Consider the following 14,293-nt stretch of genomic DNA (forward strand, 5'->3'; position numbering starts at 1 on the left):
ATGGCGCGAAGGCGTATATCCAAGTTCAAGGTGGCGGCGACCGCATTGCTGCTGGCCTTGTTCGCCTTCCTGCTGTATCAGTTTGGGCTTTTCGTCATGGTGGTCTGGCTTTGCTTTCATGATCCCGGCAGCAGCGCCTTCATGAAAGCCACGCGTGCCGAATTGCGGCGTGAAAACCCCAATGCCGTCATCCACTATGAATGGGCGCCCTACGACCGCATCAGCAACAACCTCAAGCGCGCCGTGGTGGCGTCCGAAGATGCCAATTTCTTCACGCACGCGGGCGTCGAATGGCAGGCCATACGAAAAGCATGGGAATACAACAGGGATCAGGCCGAAGCAGGCGGAGGCCGCATGCGCGGGGGGTCGACCATTACACAGCAGCTTGCCAAAAACCTGTTCCTGTCCAGCTCGCGTTCGTATTGGCGCAAAGGACAAGAGTTGATGCTGACCTATATGATCGAATCCGTCATGAGCAAAGAACGTATCCTGGAGCTTTACCTGAACCTGGCGCAGTGGGGTGTAGACGTTTTTGGGGCCGAGGCCGCCGCGGCGCATTACTATCGCGGCACCGCCAACCAACTGAGCAGCGCCCAGGCGGCCAGGCTGGCGGCCATGCTGCCCAACCCCGCCTATTACGATGAACGGGGCGCCACCTCGTATTTGCGCTCGCGCGCCGCCACCATCCGGGCGCGCATGGGCCTGATCCAGCTACCCTGAACCACATCCTTTGCATCGACGGCCAATTTTTCGTGACTAGAGCCCCCGTCTATTTGTTAAGCTTCTCTGTATCCGCCTCTGGGCGGGTGCGCTTTTTCATCATCCTTCAATAACCGCCATGCGTACCGCCCGTCGTTATCTCGCCCGCGAAATCTATCGCTCTTGCGCCGTCGTGCTGTTGGCGCTGGTGGGCTTGTTCACCTTTTTCGCACTGATCGAAGAGCTCGACAACGTCGGCTCCAAGTTCACCTTGCTGAACCTTTTCTACCTGCAGGCCCTGCAGCTTCCCACCCGCCTGTACGAACTGCTGCCAATCGGGCTGCTGATCGGCGCCATCCTGGCGCTGGCCAGCTTGGCGCAACGCAATGAACTGGTCATATTGCGTGTATCGGGGGTTAGCGGCATCAAGTTGCTGGCCATGCTCTGGATCATCACCGTGCCCTGGATGATCGGGGCCTTCGTTCTTTCCGAGGTGGTGACGCCGGCAGCCGAAATCAAGAACAGCGAAGCCAGCCTCTCACTACTGGGGCGCGCCGGCGGAGGCCGGCTGAACAGCGGCTATTGGTTCAAGGAAGAAGGCTCCTCGGGGGGCAATCGCATCATCAACATCGCCGAGCTCAAGGCCAACGGGGGCGTCAGCGGCGTCACGGTTTACGAGTTCCGCAAGGACCAGGAACTGGCGACGCTTTCCCGAGCCGCGGAAGGCTACTTCGATGACGGACAACTGGTGCTGACCGACGTCAGCGAGACCCATATAGACGACAATGCCCTGATGGCGCTGGCCGATGCACAGGCGCCCTCCACGCCTCTTACCCGCATGCAGCATGTCCAAAAGCGTGAGCTGCCCACCACGTTGACATCCGAACGCCTGATCGCACGTATTCTTACCCCCGAACGGATGTCCATCTCGGTGCTGTTGGACTATATCGACTATCTCAAGAACAACAGTCTGCAAACCGAACGACAGATCGTGGCGCTGTGGCGCAAGATCGCCTATCCATTCACCTTGCTGGTGATGATTACCATCGCTGCGCCGATCGGCTTCATGCAGACCCGGCGCGGCGGCGTCGGCGGCAAGGTGTTTATCGGCATCTTGCTGGGCGTTGGCTTCTTCATGGTCAACCAGCTGGCTTTGAACGTGGGAATGCTGGGTCGATGGCAACCGTGGGTCACCGCCTTGGTGCCGAACCTGGCAGCGCTGCTCCTTGCATTCGGCAGTCTGATCCTCATGGAAAATCAACATAACGTGCGACGGTTCGCGCTGGCTCGCTGGCCATGGAGCACGGCTCACACATGACCCCACGCGACATCTGGATGGTGGGCGACTTGCAAGGCTGTTGCCGCTCGCTCGACGCCCTTCTCGAACACCCTGAAATCGCAGCCTCGGAACAACCGCGCTTTTGGTTTGCCGGCGACCTGATCAACCGCGGACCCGACTCATTGGGAACCTTGCGCAAGGTTATCGCCATGGGCGACAGTGCCGTAACGGTATTGGGCAACCACGATTTACATTTACTGGGAATCGCGGCAGGGTTGCGCAAACCAGGAAAATCGGACACCTACGACGAAATACTGGCGGCGCCCGACGCGGGCGAACTGCTCGATTGGCTCCGCCACCGGCCGTTGGCACACTACGAACACCAGCACTTGCTTGTTCATGCGGGCGTTTTGCCGCAATGGAGCGTCGCCGACACCCTGGCGCTTGCCGCCGAAGTACAAAAGAATTTGCGTGCCCCCGACTGGGTCCAGCGGCTCCAGACCATGTACGGCAACGAGCCTTCGCTATGGCGAAACGACCTGACCGACGATGAGCGCCAGCGCATCGTCATTAATGCCCTCACCCGGATACGCATGTGCGACGCACAGGGCCGCATGGAATTCCGCCACAAGTTGGCGCCGACCCGTTCCGACCAGATTGCGGGGCTTCTGCCCTGGTACGACGCGCCAGACCGCCGCACCCTGGGCGAAGCCACCGTCGTGTTCGGCCATTGGTCGGCCCTGGGCCTGCTGCTTAGGCCTGACGTCATATGTCTGGACACGGGCTGCGTGTGGGGACGCCAATTGACGGCAGTACGGCTTGCAGACCGTAAAGTCGTCCAGATTGATTGCGCCGCGCACCTGGCGGGCGATTGATCAATCCCGGCTTTCAGACATCAGGCCGATTCCCGCTCGCGGGATTCGGGGGCGTCAACCAGGCATGCAGGCGCCAACCGTACCGCTTGGCCGATCAGTTGCTCGGCATGGCGGGCAACTTGGTTTCGGCCCCACTCCTGGCATTGCTGCGGGCTGATCACGGGCAGGAATTCCACTTCAACGGAAACCCCTGTCGCGCGCAACAATGTCCACAGATTGGCCACCAGCGTTTCTTCGCCCACGAAAGCCGCGAAGTCGCTACGGCGGCCGTGATGCATGAAGCGTAGAGCCACCGGCTGTATATCGACACCCGCACGTATTGCCGGGTCAAACAGGCTTCCATGAAAGGGCAGCACATCAAAACCTGTGGAAGTCGTGCCCTCGGCAAATAGGCCTATGACTTCGCCCCGGCCAAAGCGCTGCTGCATTTCTTCTCCCACCTTGCGTATGGACTGCCTTTGCCCTCGTTGCAGGAAGACTGTACCGACCTTGGCGACCAGCCACCCCACGACGGGCCAGCTTCGTATCTCGCTTTTGGCGACGAAAAAGACACTGCGCACGCCGGCGAGAATGAAGATGTCTATCCACGAGACATGATTGGATACCCAAAGCTCGGCGCCTTTCATGCGAGGCTGTCCTAAGATGTCGATTCTGACTCCGCATAGCCATACCAGCGCGCGCGACCAAGCTTTGTTCATGTGGCCGCGAGCCGTGGGCGTAACGATGGGGTAAATGGTGCACACTGATAACAGACTCGATACCAGCCACACCAGGATAAGGGGCAGCCTCAGCAAGACAAGCAGAAAACTCAAAATGGGACTCTCATACGACATGCTAGGAAATGGTGTTGGACATTGCCAGGACGTAATGATATGCCCTTTTGCACGGCGCTTCAGGCCGGCAGCGCATCAAGGTAGCGCTGCAGAATGATGGCTGCCGCCATGGCGTCGTCGTCTTCATTGCTGCCCAGCGCCAGTTGGGCTTCTACGCTGGTGCCGCGCTCATCAACCAGCTCGGTGGCGACCCCGAACCGCCCATGAAGCTGGTTGGCGAAGCGGCGACATCGCAGGGAATGATACTGTTCGCCGCCGTCGGGCATCAGAGGCAGCCCGACCACGACACGATCAGGCTGCCATTCATCGAACAATTCGGCAATTGCCTCGAATCGCTGCTTGCGCGTAACCGGAGTGAGAATGCGCAAGGGCCGCGCCTGCCGGGTCAGTGTGTTGCCCAGGGCGACACCAATCTTTTTGAGGCCGTAATCAAAGGCCAGCAGGGTTTCCTCAGGCATGGCCGGCATCGCCCGCCAGCATGGCCGAGCTGATGCCCAGGACGCCAAGGGCGGCCTCATAGCGTTCTTCGGGGGGGACGCTGAAGAGAATATCGTTGGATGCCGTGACGTTGAGCCAGGCGTTTTGGGCCATCTCGCTTTCGAGCTGGCCCGCACCCCAACCCGCATAGCCCAGCGTGACGAGCATGAACTCGGGGCCGCGTCCATCGGCGACCTCTTGGAGCACATCACGCGAGGTGGTAAGGGCCAGTTCCCCCAGGGGGATGCTGGAACTGTAATCGCCGACCGGCGCATGAAGCACGAAACCACGGTCGGTCTGCACCGGACCACCAAAAAATACCGGAGTATCTTGTACAGGGCCGATCTCAAGCGAGAGGTCGAGGTCGATACGCTGTAACAAGCTGCCCACGGTAAGGTCGGTGGGACGGTTGACCACCAAACCCAACGCGCCCTGGCTGGTGTGCTCACAGACGTAAATGACGGTGTTGGCCAGATTGCCGCTTACCATGCCGGGCATGGCAAGCAGAAGCTGTCTGGAGAGGTCGACGATTGGTGCGGAAACTGAATCTTTGCTGGCTGACATGAAATACCCTCCTGTCTGCGGCAATCGCCGTTTGAATAAGCTTACACCTCCACGAGCTCGAAGTCTTCCTTGCGGGCGCCGCATTCGGGACAAACCCAGTTGGGAGGCACATCTTCCCAGCGAGTGCCGGGGGCGATGCCTTCTTCGGGTACACCAGCCTCTTCATCGTAAATCCAACCACATATCAAGCACATCCACGTACGCATATCCGTTACTCTCAAAAAATGGGAAAGCGCAAGAACGGCGAATTTCTGGTCCGGACTCTCGACGCTTCTATTAGAATGGGGACAATAGTACTAAACGCAATAGCCTTTCTCTTTGATCCAAGCCAAGGTTTCCGAACAATCCTCCCAGAATTCGTGTTTTAGATACGTGCAACACCCCGCTCCCCCATTAATTCTCTTCTTCGGCCCGTTCGACCCCAGCGGGTCGGGCAATCTTCCTGCAGACGCGATCACTTGCGCCGGCCTGGGGGGTCATGCGCTAAGCGTCGTCACTGCCGTACATGTGCAGGACACGGCCAATATCGAAGACATATGCGCCATGACACCCGAGTTCATTGACGACCAGGCTCGATGTCTTCTTGAAGACATGAACGTGCGAGCCATCAAGGCCGGGCCACTGTACACCACTGACGCGGTGCGGGTACTTGCGCAGATCGCCGCCGACTACAATCAGTTGCCGCTGGTGTTGCAGCTTGGAGTACCGCTTGAGACCCACGCGCTCGAAGACAGCGACCCCGACGACGTTCTTGCCGCGACGTTCGAGCTGCTGCTGCCTCAGACCGACCTGGTGGTGGCCGATCATCAATTACTGGCGCACTGGCAGGCGGACGGCATCCTGCCTCATGCGGAAAACAGCACGCCGGCGTCGTTGCTGCGCCAGTTCGGCGCACAGTGGGTGCTCACCACAGGCGCCAAATTACGGCCGGGACAACATGCCCATCTTCTACACGGGCCCGAACAGGCCACCTTCAATTGGCTTTGGCAGCCTCCGGCCAGCCGGCTAAGTGACGGCGACGGTCCGCTTGTCTGCGCCGCCACCCTTGAACTGGCGCGGGGCGTGCCCATGCCCCAGGCTATCAACGTTGCGCTAAAGAAGGCCGCCGCGCTTACTGCGACCACATTCCAGCCCGGCATGGGCTACCGCATTATCGACCGCTCCCTGCACGAGTTCCGCCATGACTGACACCCGTTCGACGCGATTTCCGCGCGGCCTATACGGCATCACCCCCGACTGGCCCGACACCGAGCGCCTGATTACCGCAGTTGAACAGGCCGCGCGCGGGGGCATGAAGGCGCTGCAGTGGCGCCGCAAAACGGGCGACGAGAAGTCCCGCTGGACCCAGGCCGTCGCCTTGCGCGAACATTGCCGCACATTGGGTGTCGTTTTCATTGTCAACGACAGTGTTGAAACCGCCTTGCGCCTGGATGCCGATGGCGTACACCTGGGGCGCGACGACGGCCCTTTGCATCAGGCCCGCAAGGCGCTGGGCGCGGGCCGCATCCTGGGCACATCGTGCTACAACCAGCCCGAGATGGCCGCGGAAGCGTTGCGCCACGATGTCGACTACATCGCTTTCGGCTCTATTTATCCATCGCAGGTAAAGCCCGACGCCGTGCGCGCCACGCTGGACCACATCCGTGAAGGACGGCAGCTTATCGCCCTGCACGAGGCCGAGGAAACCAACCGTGCCGCTGTCGTTGCCATCGGCGGCATCACGGCGGATAACGCGGGGCCGGTCATTAGCGCAGGTGCAGACAGCATCGCCCTGATCAGCGGCTTGTTCGACGCCCCCGACATCGAGGCCGAGGCCGCGCGTTGCGCCGCCATGTTCAACCTGCGCTGATGCCATGTGTCACGGGCGCTCGGCCCGGCTCGAAACAGCGCACCCGAACCATCGGCATTCCATGAACGCCACCCTCCTGCGACGCGCGTTTATCTGACTCACGCCGATTCCACAACCCATGGTGCCGGCTTGGTATGCTTATGGCTTCCTCGTCGCCGGCATCGCGGGCGGCCACACAGCCGACCGCCAGGCACACACTTCACTTTTGATCCGGATTTTCCATCATGCCCCGTAACGCTTCTTTGTTCGAACGCGCTTGCCAGACCATCCCCGGCGGCGTCAACTCGCCCGTGCGCGCATTCCGCTCGGTGGGCGGCTCTCCCCGCTTCATCAAGCGGGCGCAAGGCCCTTACGTCTGGGACGCCGAGGACAAGCGTTATATCGATTATGTGGGCTCATGGGGCCCAGCCATTCTGGGCCATGCCCATCCCGAAATCGTGCGTGTGGTCCAGGAAGCCGCAGTCGACGGACTGTCGTTCGGCGCACCCACAGAGGGCGAGATCGAAATGGCCGAAGGCCTGGTCGCTCGTATTCCCTCCATCGAAAAAGTAAGGCTTGTCAGTTCCGGCACCGAGGCGACCATGTCGGCAATACGCCTGGCACGGGGCTTTACCGGCCGATCCAAAATCATCAAGTTCGAAGGCTGCTACCACGGTCATGCGGACAGCCTGCTCGTCAAGGCGGGTTCGGGGATGCTTACCTTCGGCAACCCTACTTCGGCAGGCGTGCCTGCCGAGTTCATCCAGCATACGCTGGTGCTGGACTTCAACCGCCTGGACGCTGTCGAAGCGGCGTTCAAGCAATTCGGCGATGAGATCGCCTGCATCATTATTGAGCCCATTGCAGGCAACATGAACTTGGTCAAGCCGGTTCCCGGCTTCCTGGAAGGGCTGCGCGAGCTGTGCACGCAATACGGGGCCCTCTTGATATTCGATGAAGTAATGACCGGTTTCCGTGCGGGGCCACAAGGGGTGCAGGGCATTACCGGGGTCACGCCCGACATTACGACGCTTGCCAAGGTGATAGGGGGCGGCATGCCGGTGGGGGCCTTTGGAGGCCGGGCCGACATCATGGAACACATCGCGCCGCTGGGGCCTGTATATCAGGCCGGCACACTGTCCGGCAACCCCGTCGCGGTTGCCGCAGGGCTCGCCACGCTGCGGCTGCTATCCGAAGAAGGCTTCTACGACAGGCTCGCCGCCCAGACCACCAAGCTGGCCCAAGGCCTGGCCGAGCGGGCAGCCGCCGCAAAAGTTCCGTTCTGCGCGGACCAGGTCGGCGGGATGTTCGGTCTTTACTTCCGTGAAGGCGTCCCCACGACTTTCGAAGAGGTCTCGGCTTCGGACGTGGAGCGATTCAAGAAGTTCTTCCACGGGATGCTGATACGCGGGGTGTACTTCGCGCCCTCGGCATTCGAGGCCGGCTTCGTTTCATCGACTCATGATGATGGCGTCATCAAGGCGACCCTCGATACGGCCGAAGAGGTGTTTGCCTCGTTGTAGGCGGGCCCGAGGACGCACAAAGCCGTCAAAAGGTGCGCTGAGGCGCAAGCATCAGTGCACGCACCGCCTAGAAGGGTGCGTCCTGCGCCTCTAATATTCTTCAGTACCACCAAACACGGTACTGTCGAATATTGGAGCACCCATGAAACTAAGCGACCTGAAGGACATCCGCTGGACACTGAACCACCCGGAACTTGGGACCGGCCCAGTTACCATCGAATCATATAGTTCGCCGGAATACTTCGCGCAAATGCGTGAAAAAGTCTTCAAGAAGGTGTGGATGGCGACCGCCAAGCGCGTCGACGAAATTCCCAAGCCGGGCGACTATTTTGTCGAGACAGTCGACATCACCAATGACTCCATCATTATTGTCCGCGGGCTGGATGGCGTCATCCGCGGCTTTCATAACGTGTGCAAACACCGAGGCACCCGGGTTGTAAACCAGGACTACGGGAATGTACGGGGCCGCTTTACCTGTATTTACCATGGATGGTCGTACGGACTGGACGGCAAGAACATACTCGTGACCGAGAAAGACATGTTCTTCGACACGGACAAAATGGAAGCCGATCTGATCCCCGTTGCCGTTGACGAATGGAAAGGATTTATTTTCTTCAACCTTGACCCGCAACCCGAAGAAACACTTGCCGAGTATCTGGGCCCGGAACTGATCAGCCTGTACGAAGACTACCCGTTCGAACAGACCACGGTGCGGCTCTCATATAACGCGCATCTTGACACCAGTTGGCCGGTCATGCGCGACTCGCAGCTAGAGGGGTATCACCTTAAATACCTGCACCGGCGTTCGGCGCCGGGCTTCATGGAAAGCGAAGAAGCGCCATCGCGTCATGCCTGGGATTTCAAGTTGCTGGGCAAGCATAACTCTGGCAGTTTCTACGGAAACCTGGCCCAGATCACAGCCGAGCTTCCCGAAACCGCCGCCATTGCAACGCTAGCGAACCAGACCGCCCTGAGAACCAGCGGCCCGGTGGAAAACGTACCGCTTGAACAATGGTCGAAGGGTGTCAACCCCACCCGCACCGCTAACTGGTTTTTCGACATTTTGTACATCTTCCCCAATCTGCACTTTGTGTTTCTAGGCCCTTGCGCCTATATCGTGCACAAAATGATGCCTGGCGAAGCCCACAACAAGTCCAGCTGGAATGGGCGCTTCTTTGCGCCGCCTGTGGACACCGCGGGCCTGGCCGCCCGTTGGGCGGTCGAATATAAAAAATACCGCCTGCGTGACCTATGGCGAGAAGACGGCAACACGGCCCTGGGAGCACAAAAATCCATTGATTCGGGCGTGTTCAAGCTGATGTACCTGCAAGATCAGGAGCTTCTTATCCGGCATGCCGAAAAAGTGCTTAACGACATGGTTCACGATCAAGCCTGATTCCTGACCCGATTACCGCGAGACGACAATGACAAGCCAGAAACTTCCTCCTGCCTTTGCCGACCTGGAACCCTTTATGGATTGGGCCCAGCCCACCGAATTCCAGCGCCTGCAAAAACGCGAAGAATCCACGATGGAGGCGATCAAGGCCTTCTATGACGCCGCGCAGCCCAAGGCGGCGGCGGCCATCGAGCATTTTCATGAAGTAGACGAAAAAACGAGTCAAGGCCACGCAGAACCAGACGCCGAAACCATGAACCTGTACACGCTCATGCTGGGTTTGGCCGAAGCGTCGCTTGCGATTGAGGTGCACGGCAGCACCACGGTGCCCGACGGACTGGCATGGCATGTATGGAAGCCCGAACACGAAACGTCCGCGTGGCAACAAAAACCAAAAGCCCAGCTGTTTCCCGCCGGCTAAGCCTGGCGCCAAATTTTATAAACCATTCAGCTGAAAAAGGAGAACTGAATGAGCCCGAAAGAGACAGTGAAGGCATTCATCGATGCCCATAATGACCACGACATTGAAAAAATGATGTCGTATTTTGCTGATGACTGCATCACGCTGGACGTCGCATCACCCATCCCGCTGGACAGCAACGCAGACGTGGTCAAGCTGTACGAGTACATCTTCGCCGCGATGCCGGACATCCACTTCGAGATAAGCAGTCTTATCGAAGAAGGCAACAAGGCGTTTGCCGCACTGCGCACCACAGCCAACGGAACCGGAGTGTTCATGGGGAATGACATCACGGGCAAACGCTGCGATGTCTTCGAGGGCATGTATGCCGAAGTGGTGAATGGAAAGATCAAGCTGTGCAAGTTCTACAGCGACACCGCAACGCTTTCGAAACAGCTGGGCTACAAGCCCGCCCTTGACATGAGCGCCGACACGCCCACATTAATGTAACCGGAGGCGGCGGGCTGCGGTTCGCCACCATCGCTGCCCGCATGCACAATATCTTCGATAAATCCTTGCTGCTGGAGCTTGCCGCTCGTTGCGGACTGCATGACAAAAGCGCTCCAGCTTATGCGCACGCACAAGCCATGGGCGCCGATAGCCTGCTCGAGCAAATACAAGAGGCCCGGCTTGACGGCAAGGGCGGGGCCAGGTTTCCCGCCCACAAGAAAATGCGGATGCTGCGCTCGCGTCAAGCCCCAATCAAGCACTTGATCATCAACGGCGCCGAACACGAGCCGGGGTCTTTCAAAGACGACTGGCTGCAAACCCATCACGCCGACGCCGTGGTCGAAGGGGCGCTGTGCATGGCCCTGGCCGTCGGCGCGACGCATGTGCACTTCGGCATCAACGAAACAAGCCGGGATGCCCTGGGCGCCATGACGAAAGCCGTGGAAGGCATCGGCAAGGCACATGAGCAACCGCCTGTGCTGCGGGTTCACCCCATTTCCGACGTCTATGTAGCGGGAGAGGAAACCGCGCTCATCCAGGCCCTGCAAGGAATGGAACCCATGCCCACGGGGCGCCCGCCTTTTCCGGTCGAGCGCGGACTGGACGGCGCACCCACGCTGGTGCACAACGCCGAGACAGCGGCTCATGTGCCGTACATCGTGCTGGCCGGTGCGCAAGCTTATCGCGAACTGGGCTGCTCGGGCCTGGGCCCCACTCTATGTACATTCGGTCCCGAGTTCATACACGATGGAGTGCAACTGGTGCCTCTGGGCATCTCGCTGAACAAGCTTGTCGACAAGTACGGGGGCGGACTGCGCAGCGGAGAACACTTGCTGGCCATACAGCCCGGAGGGCCATCGTCGGCCTACCTCCCGGCAGGTGAACTAGACTGCGCCTTTGATGCCGACGCACTGAAAGCCCGAGGCTCGTCATTAGGCTGCGCCGCCATCCGGGCATACAGCAACGCAGGCGATTTAATCGCCGCGGTACAAGAACTGGCCGATTTTTTCGCCACGGCGTCATGTGGGCAATGCCCGCCCTGCACCATGCAGACCCGCATGATGACCACCATCGCAAAGCAAGTGGCGGCAGGCAAGGCGAGCCCGCAGCTTATCGACCAAATTGCGCGCATCGCCCAAGTCAATGCAGACAAGGGCCTGTGCGGATTGATCAATATGCCGGTGCCGCCCGTTCAGAGCCTGCTGCAACGCTTTCCGCAAGTGCTTGGCGGCGACCCCACATCCTGAACAACCCCACGATTTAATACGGAGACAACAAGCTTTATGGAGATTTACGTCTGCAACAACATCGATTGCAAGAATCGGGGGTCGGAAAAAGTGATGCGTGCCCTTCAGGCAGAATTTTCGCGGCCCGAAGATCAGGCAGTGCAGATTCATAACTACCTGTGCTTCTCGGCGTGCAACAGCGGCCCCAACGTCATCATTCCCGATAGGCGATGCTGGCTTTCCGCAGTCTCACCCGACGACACCGCTGCCGTTCGCGCCGTACTGGAGGGGCAGGCGCCGCCCGCGAAATTGATCGAGAAAAACGAACCTTCACTCGAGGCGATGATTCTGGGACTGATCGACGCCGGCCTGATCACACCCGACGACTGAAGCGCGCACCTTGAATGGGGTTAACCCTCAGTAGACAGGACATGGAGCATGACGCAGTATAAACATTGATAAATCTTTGATTTTGGATGTGTTTTACCATGCACCGGCGCTATTCAACCGACGACGTGCCCGAAAACCAGCGCTTCGACTATTGGCAAGATGCAGTCTGCGACGCACTTTTCAAACTCAGGCTCTCCGCCCACAAAAAAGCCGGTTTCCGTGGGCAGATCGACCGATGGAACTTCACCACAAGCGAGCTTCTAAGAATCAGTTCCGACGCCGTGAAAAGCCAACGTCTGCGCAAAGACTGCGACGGCGAAGATCGCCATATCCTCCTCACCTTGCCTGTCTCGGGCAACGTCACCTTCAGCCAATTGGGGCGAACCGCCAACTGTGTAGCGGGCCAAAGCGTGCTCGAGCTTAGCGAAGAAGCCTACGACCATGCATACGACGACGGCAGCAATATGTGGGTGCTGAAAATGCCCGCCGAAGCCGTGCGTCTGCGCATGAGCAACCCAAGGCGGTTCATCGCCCGCAACTTCAATATGCAAGAAGGGGTTGCGCGCCTGTTCTCCGACTATCTCAAGCTAGTTCTATACGCCTGTCAAACCAATGCCGTCGAGGCCTATCCGCAAATGGGCGCGCACCTTATCGACCTGTTGGCAATCGGCCTGCAGAATCATCCCGATGCCCTGCAGTCGCAGTCGACGGCCGTAAAAGATGCGCATCTATTGCGTATTGAGTCTTATGTGCGCACTCATCTTACCGACCCCGATCTCTCCCCGGGTTCGATAGCCCAGGGCTGTGGAATTTCTGTGCGCTATCTACACACTCTTTTTCAAGATACAGACGAATCGGTATCGTCATGGATCCGCAACCAGCGCCTGCAATACGCGAACGAGGCCTTGCAGCAGGCCGGCAAATTCACCACCGTGGCGCAGGTGGCTTACGCGGCGGGCTTTACCGATCAGTCGCAACTGACCCGGGCTTTCAAACGCCGGTACAGGCGGCTTCCCAGCGACGTCCTTAACGCCGCCCGCAAACCGCAGGCCGGCCTGCAAGCGTAAAACGGCCGATACCGCTTCATAAACAAAAACAGGGCCGCTTTCGCGGCCCCCGTCTACTTCACCTGCCTGCGGCTTAGTCCTTGGCAACCACCGGCAAATCGAGTATCTGGCCGTCCTGGATGATCTGACGCCCATCCAGCCATACCGATTGCATGGTCGCAACGCCGTCAGGATGGTTTTCGCCGCCCTCGGGCACCCAGAAAGGCAGCCCCATGCCGATGGCGTTGCTTCCAACCACCCGGATATCTTCTACAAAACACTCGCCGGTGAAACGGGCCTGCGGGTGCATGCCATGGGCGAAATGAATGATGTAACCATACTGGCCGCCGCCGGCGCGCAACAAGGCACGCTCCATGGTGGCGCGTTCTGTACCGCCCCCCCGCACGCTTTGGATTCTGCCGTCCACTTCCAGTTCAATAGGTTCCCTAAGTTCGGTGTAGTACTCATGGAAACACGATTCCAACACGATTTTTCCACGGACGCTTTCGATTTCCGGCGCGATGAGGCAGGACCCCGGCAAAAAATGCAGCCCCGACCGGGTGGCGCGACGGGGGCTCATGTCGAGCGATTCGGCCAAGGCGAACGTTACATCGGTGCCTGAAGGGGTGGTCATGCGCATCGTCTTGCCCACAGAGTTGGCGATGAGCGTTTCCAGTTCTGACTGCGGTGGGTATAAAGCATCAAGAACACCGTCGCCGAACATGCGGATCATCGCTTCAGCGCTCATGTCGCTGCTCAGCATATATCGCAGGCCTTCGGTTTTCATGGCTTCAACGTGAGCATCCGCACCGGCGATGTAAGGGTATGTCAGGTCGACCCACAGATCGCACTCCTTTATCGCAGCCACAAGCGCCCGGGGCAGGTATGGATCGGCCAGTTTGCCCTGATAAGGCAACTGAGGAATGGTGACCGTCGTAAACCGCGCACCCACTTCGATGGCGACGGCCTGCAAGGCCTCCACAACCCCCACTGCACGGGCAGTGTCGGTCGTGATCAGCAGATCTTTATCGGCCTCAAAAGCCAAAAAATCAACCAAAAAATTGCGCGCGGCACCCATGATTTCCGCACGCAACATAGAATTTCCTGACATAAGCTCGCTCCTTGACTGCCTCGTTCTCGAGGCTGGATAACACCGCGACACCTCACGCAGCGTGGCTATCGAGAAATGTACCAGTTTTGGAAATATTACTCAAATAAGAACGGGCGACTAAGCCTGTCGGCAAGAG

Annotated in this window: 16 protein-coding genes and 1 pseudogene; 12 read left to right on the forward strand and 5 right to left on the reverse strand. The window is 59.0% G+C overall.

The window, feature by feature from the left end; all coding sequences use genetic code 11:
• From mtgA to ACIY1O_RS02945, 3 genes are all read left to right on the forward strand, one after another.
• Window positions 1-720: a monofunctional biosynthetic peptidoglycan transglycosylase gene (gene mtgA / locus ACIY1O_RS02935; protein WP_397473579.1), complete on the forward strand. Its 720-nt coding sequence runs from the start codon at window positions 1-3 to the stop codon at window positions 718-720.
• A gap of 118 nt (window positions 721-838) precedes the next feature.
• Window positions 839-2,017, forward strand: a complete 1,179-nt coding sequence (gene lptG, locus ACIY1O_RS02940; protein WP_397473580.1) for an LPS export ABC transporter permease LptG — start codon at window positions 839-841, stop codon at window positions 2,015-2,017.
• On the forward strand, window positions 2,014-2,853 hold the full coding sequence (locus tag ACIY1O_RS02945) for a symmetrical bis(5'-nucleosyl)-tetraphosphatase (protein ID WP_397473581.1): 840 nt from the start codon (window positions 2,014-2,016) through the stop codon (window positions 2,851-2,853). Before lptG ends, ACIY1O_RS02945 begins: the two co-directional genes overlap by 4 nt.
• 20 nt (window positions 2,854-2,873) lie before the next feature.
• Here ACIY1O_RS02945 and ACIY1O_RS02950 read toward each other — a convergent pair whose 3' ends face one another.
• The 4 genes from ACIY1O_RS02950 to ACIY1O_RS02965 form a co-directional block, all read right to left on the reverse strand.
• Window positions 2,874-3,665, reverse strand: coding sequence for a lysophospholipid acyltransferase family protein (locus ACIY1O_RS02950; protein WP_397473582.1), 792 nt, complete (start codon window positions 3,663-3,665; stop codon window positions 2,874-2,876).
• A gap of 80 nt (window positions 3,666-3,745) precedes the next feature.
• Window positions 3,746-4,144, reverse strand: a complete 399-nt coding sequence (gene ruvX, locus ACIY1O_RS02955) for a Holliday junction resolvase RuvX (RefSeq protein ID WP_397473583.1) — start codon at window positions 4,142-4,144, stop codon at window positions 3,746-3,748.
• Window positions 4,137-4,727 (reverse strand): YqgE/AlgH family protein, encoded by a 591-nt coding sequence (locus ACIY1O_RS02960; RefSeq protein ID WP_397473584.1) that lies wholly within the window; start codon window positions 4,725-4,727, stop codon window positions 4,137-4,139. Before ACIY1O_RS02960 ends, ruvX begins: the two co-directional genes overlap by 8 nt.
• Window positions 4,728-4,768: 41 nt before the next feature.
• The gene (locus ACIY1O_RS02965) at window positions 4,769-4,933 is read right to left on the reverse strand and encodes a rubredoxin (protein WP_026068197.1); all 165 of its coding nucleotides are present in this window, start codon (window positions 4,931-4,933) and stop codon (window positions 4,769-4,771) included.
• Window positions 4,934-5,099: 166 nt separating this feature from the next.
• Between ACIY1O_RS02965 and thiD the strand changes: the two genes are divergently transcribed.
• From thiD to ACIY1O_RS03010, 9 genes and pseudogenes are all read left to right on the forward strand, one after another.
• Complete coding sequence (gene thiD / locus ACIY1O_RS02970; protein WP_397473585.1) at window positions 5,100-5,915, forward strand: bifunctional hydroxymethylpyrimidine kinase/phosphomethylpyrimidine kinase; 816 nt, start codon at window positions 5,100-5,102, stop codon at window positions 5,913-5,915.
• The gene (gene thiE / locus ACIY1O_RS02975) at window positions 5,908-6,576 is read left to right on the forward strand and encodes a thiamine phosphate synthase (protein WP_397473586.1); all 669 of its coding nucleotides are present in this window, start codon (window positions 5,908-5,910) and stop codon (window positions 6,574-6,576) included. The genes thiD and thiE overlap by 8 nt, the downstream gene beginning before the upstream one ends.
• A 224-nt stretch (window positions 6,577-6,800) precedes the next feature.
• Entirely contained in the window at window positions 6,801-8,078 is a 1,278-nt protein-coding gene (hemL, locus tag ACIY1O_RS02980; protein WP_397473587.1) for a glutamate-1-semialdehyde 2,1-aminomutase, read from the forward strand.
• A 142-nt stretch (window positions 8,079-8,220) separates the two neighbouring features.
• A complete protein-coding gene (locus ACIY1O_RS02985; RefSeq protein WP_397473588.1) occupies window positions 8,221-9,474 on the forward strand; it encodes an aromatic ring-hydroxylating oxygenase subunit alpha in 1,254 nt (417 codons plus the stop codon).
• A 28-nt stretch (window positions 9,475-9,502) separates the two neighbouring features.
• Window positions 9,503-9,895 carry a hypothetical protein gene (locus tag ACIY1O_RS02990; RefSeq protein WP_397473589.1) on the forward strand — a complete coding sequence of 131 codons (393 nt, stop codon included), beginning with the start codon at window positions 9,503-9,505 and terminating at the stop codon, window positions 9,893-9,895.
• A gap of 48 nt (window positions 9,896-9,943) precedes the next feature.
• Entirely contained in the window at window positions 9,944-10,384 is a 441-nt protein-coding gene (locus tag ACIY1O_RS02995; protein WP_397473590.1) for an ester cyclase, read from the forward strand.
• A 41-nt stretch (window positions 10,385-10,425) separates the two neighbouring features.
• The gene (locus tag ACIY1O_RS03000; protein ID WP_397473591.1) at window positions 10,426-11,631 is read left to right on the forward strand and encodes an NADH-ubiquinone oxidoreductase-F iron-sulfur binding region domain-containing protein; all 1,206 of its coding nucleotides are present in this window, start codon (window positions 10,426-10,428) and stop codon (window positions 11,629-11,631) included.
• A gap of 24 nt (window positions 11,632-11,655) precedes the next feature.
• Window positions 11,656-12,000 (forward strand): annotated as a pseudogene (locus tag ACIY1O_RS03005) ((2Fe-2S) ferredoxin domain-containing protein); the annotation flags it as partial.
• Window positions 12,001-12,098: 98 nt separating this feature from the next.
• Window positions 12,099-13,067: an AraC-like ligand-binding domain-containing protein gene (locus ACIY1O_RS03010; protein ID WP_397473592.1), complete on the forward strand. Its 969-nt coding sequence runs from the start codon at window positions 12,099-12,101 to the stop codon at window positions 13,065-13,067.
• Window positions 13,068-13,140: 73 nt separating this feature from the next.
• Here the strand turns inward: ACIY1O_RS03010 and ACIY1O_RS03015 are convergent, their stop codons facing one another.
• A complete protein-coding gene (locus tag ACIY1O_RS03015) occupies window positions 13,141-14,157 on the reverse strand; it encodes a 2,5-dihydroxypyridine 5,6-dioxygenase NicX family protein (RefSeq protein ID WP_397473593.1) in 1,017 nt (338 codons plus the stop codon).
• Window positions 14,158-14,293 lie beyond the last annotated feature (136 nt).

The organism is Pusillimonas sp. (assembly GCF_044464525.1).
Taxonomy (GTDB): domain Bacteria; phylum Pseudomonadota; class Gammaproteobacteria; order Burkholderiales; family Burkholderiaceae_B; genus Pusillimonas.

Excerpts from the sequence above, each read along its gene's own strand:
- ACIY1O_RS02995 (WP_397473590.1), top strand. The coding sequence starts at position 9,944 with ATGAGCCCGAAAGAGACAGTGAAGGCATTCATCGATGCCCATAATGAC.
- ACIY1O_RS02965 (WP_026068197.1), bottom strand. The coding sequence starts at position 4,933 with ATGCGTACGTGGATGTGCTTGATATGTGGTTGGATTTACGATGAAGAG.
- ACIY1O_RS03000 (WP_397473591.1), top strand. The coding sequence starts at position 10,426 with ATGCACAATATCTTCGATAAATCCTTGCTGCTGGAGCTTGCCGCTCGT.
- thiE (WP_397473586.1), top strand. The coding sequence starts at position 5,908 with ATGACTGACACCCGTTCGACGCGATTTCCGCGCGGCCTATACGGCATC.
- ACIY1O_RS02990 (WP_397473589.1), top strand. The coding sequence starts at position 9,503 with ATGACAAGCCAGAAACTTCCTCCTGCCTTTGCCGACCTGGAACCCTTT.
- ACIY1O_RS02985 (WP_397473588.1), top strand. The coding sequence starts at position 8,221 with ATGAAACTAAGCGACCTGAAGGACATCCGCTGGACACTGAACCACCCG.
- ACIY1O_RS03010 (WP_397473592.1), top strand. The coding sequence starts at position 12,099 with ATGCACCGGCGCTATTCAACCGACGACGTGCCCGAAAACCAGCGCTTC.
- ACIY1O_RS02945 (WP_397473581.1), top strand. The coding sequence starts at position 2,014 with ATGACCCCACGCGACATCTGGATGGTGGGCGACTTGCAAGGCTGTTGC.
- ACIY1O_RS02960 (WP_397473584.1), bottom strand. The coding sequence starts at position 4,727 with ATGTCAGCCAGCAAAGATTCAGTTTCCGCACCAATCGTCGACCTCTCC.
- ruvX (WP_397473583.1), bottom strand. The coding sequence starts at position 4,144 with ATGCCTGAGGAAACCCTGCTGGCCTTTGATTACGGCCTCAAAAAGATT.
- ACIY1O_RS03015 (WP_397473593.1), bottom strand. The coding sequence starts at position 14,157 with ATGTCAGGAAATTCTATGTTGCGTGCGGAAATCATGGGTGCCGCGCGC.
- mtgA (WP_397473579.1), top strand. The coding sequence starts at position 1 with ATGGCGCGAAGGCGTATATCCAAGTTCAAGGTGGCGGCGACCGCATTG.
- lptG (WP_397473580.1), top strand. The coding sequence starts at position 839 with ATGCGTACCGCCCGTCGTTATCTCGCCCGCGAAATCTATCGCTCTTGC.
- hemL (WP_397473587.1), top strand. The coding sequence starts at position 6,801 with ATGCCCCGTAACGCTTCTTTGTTCGAACGCGCTTGCCAGACCATCCCC.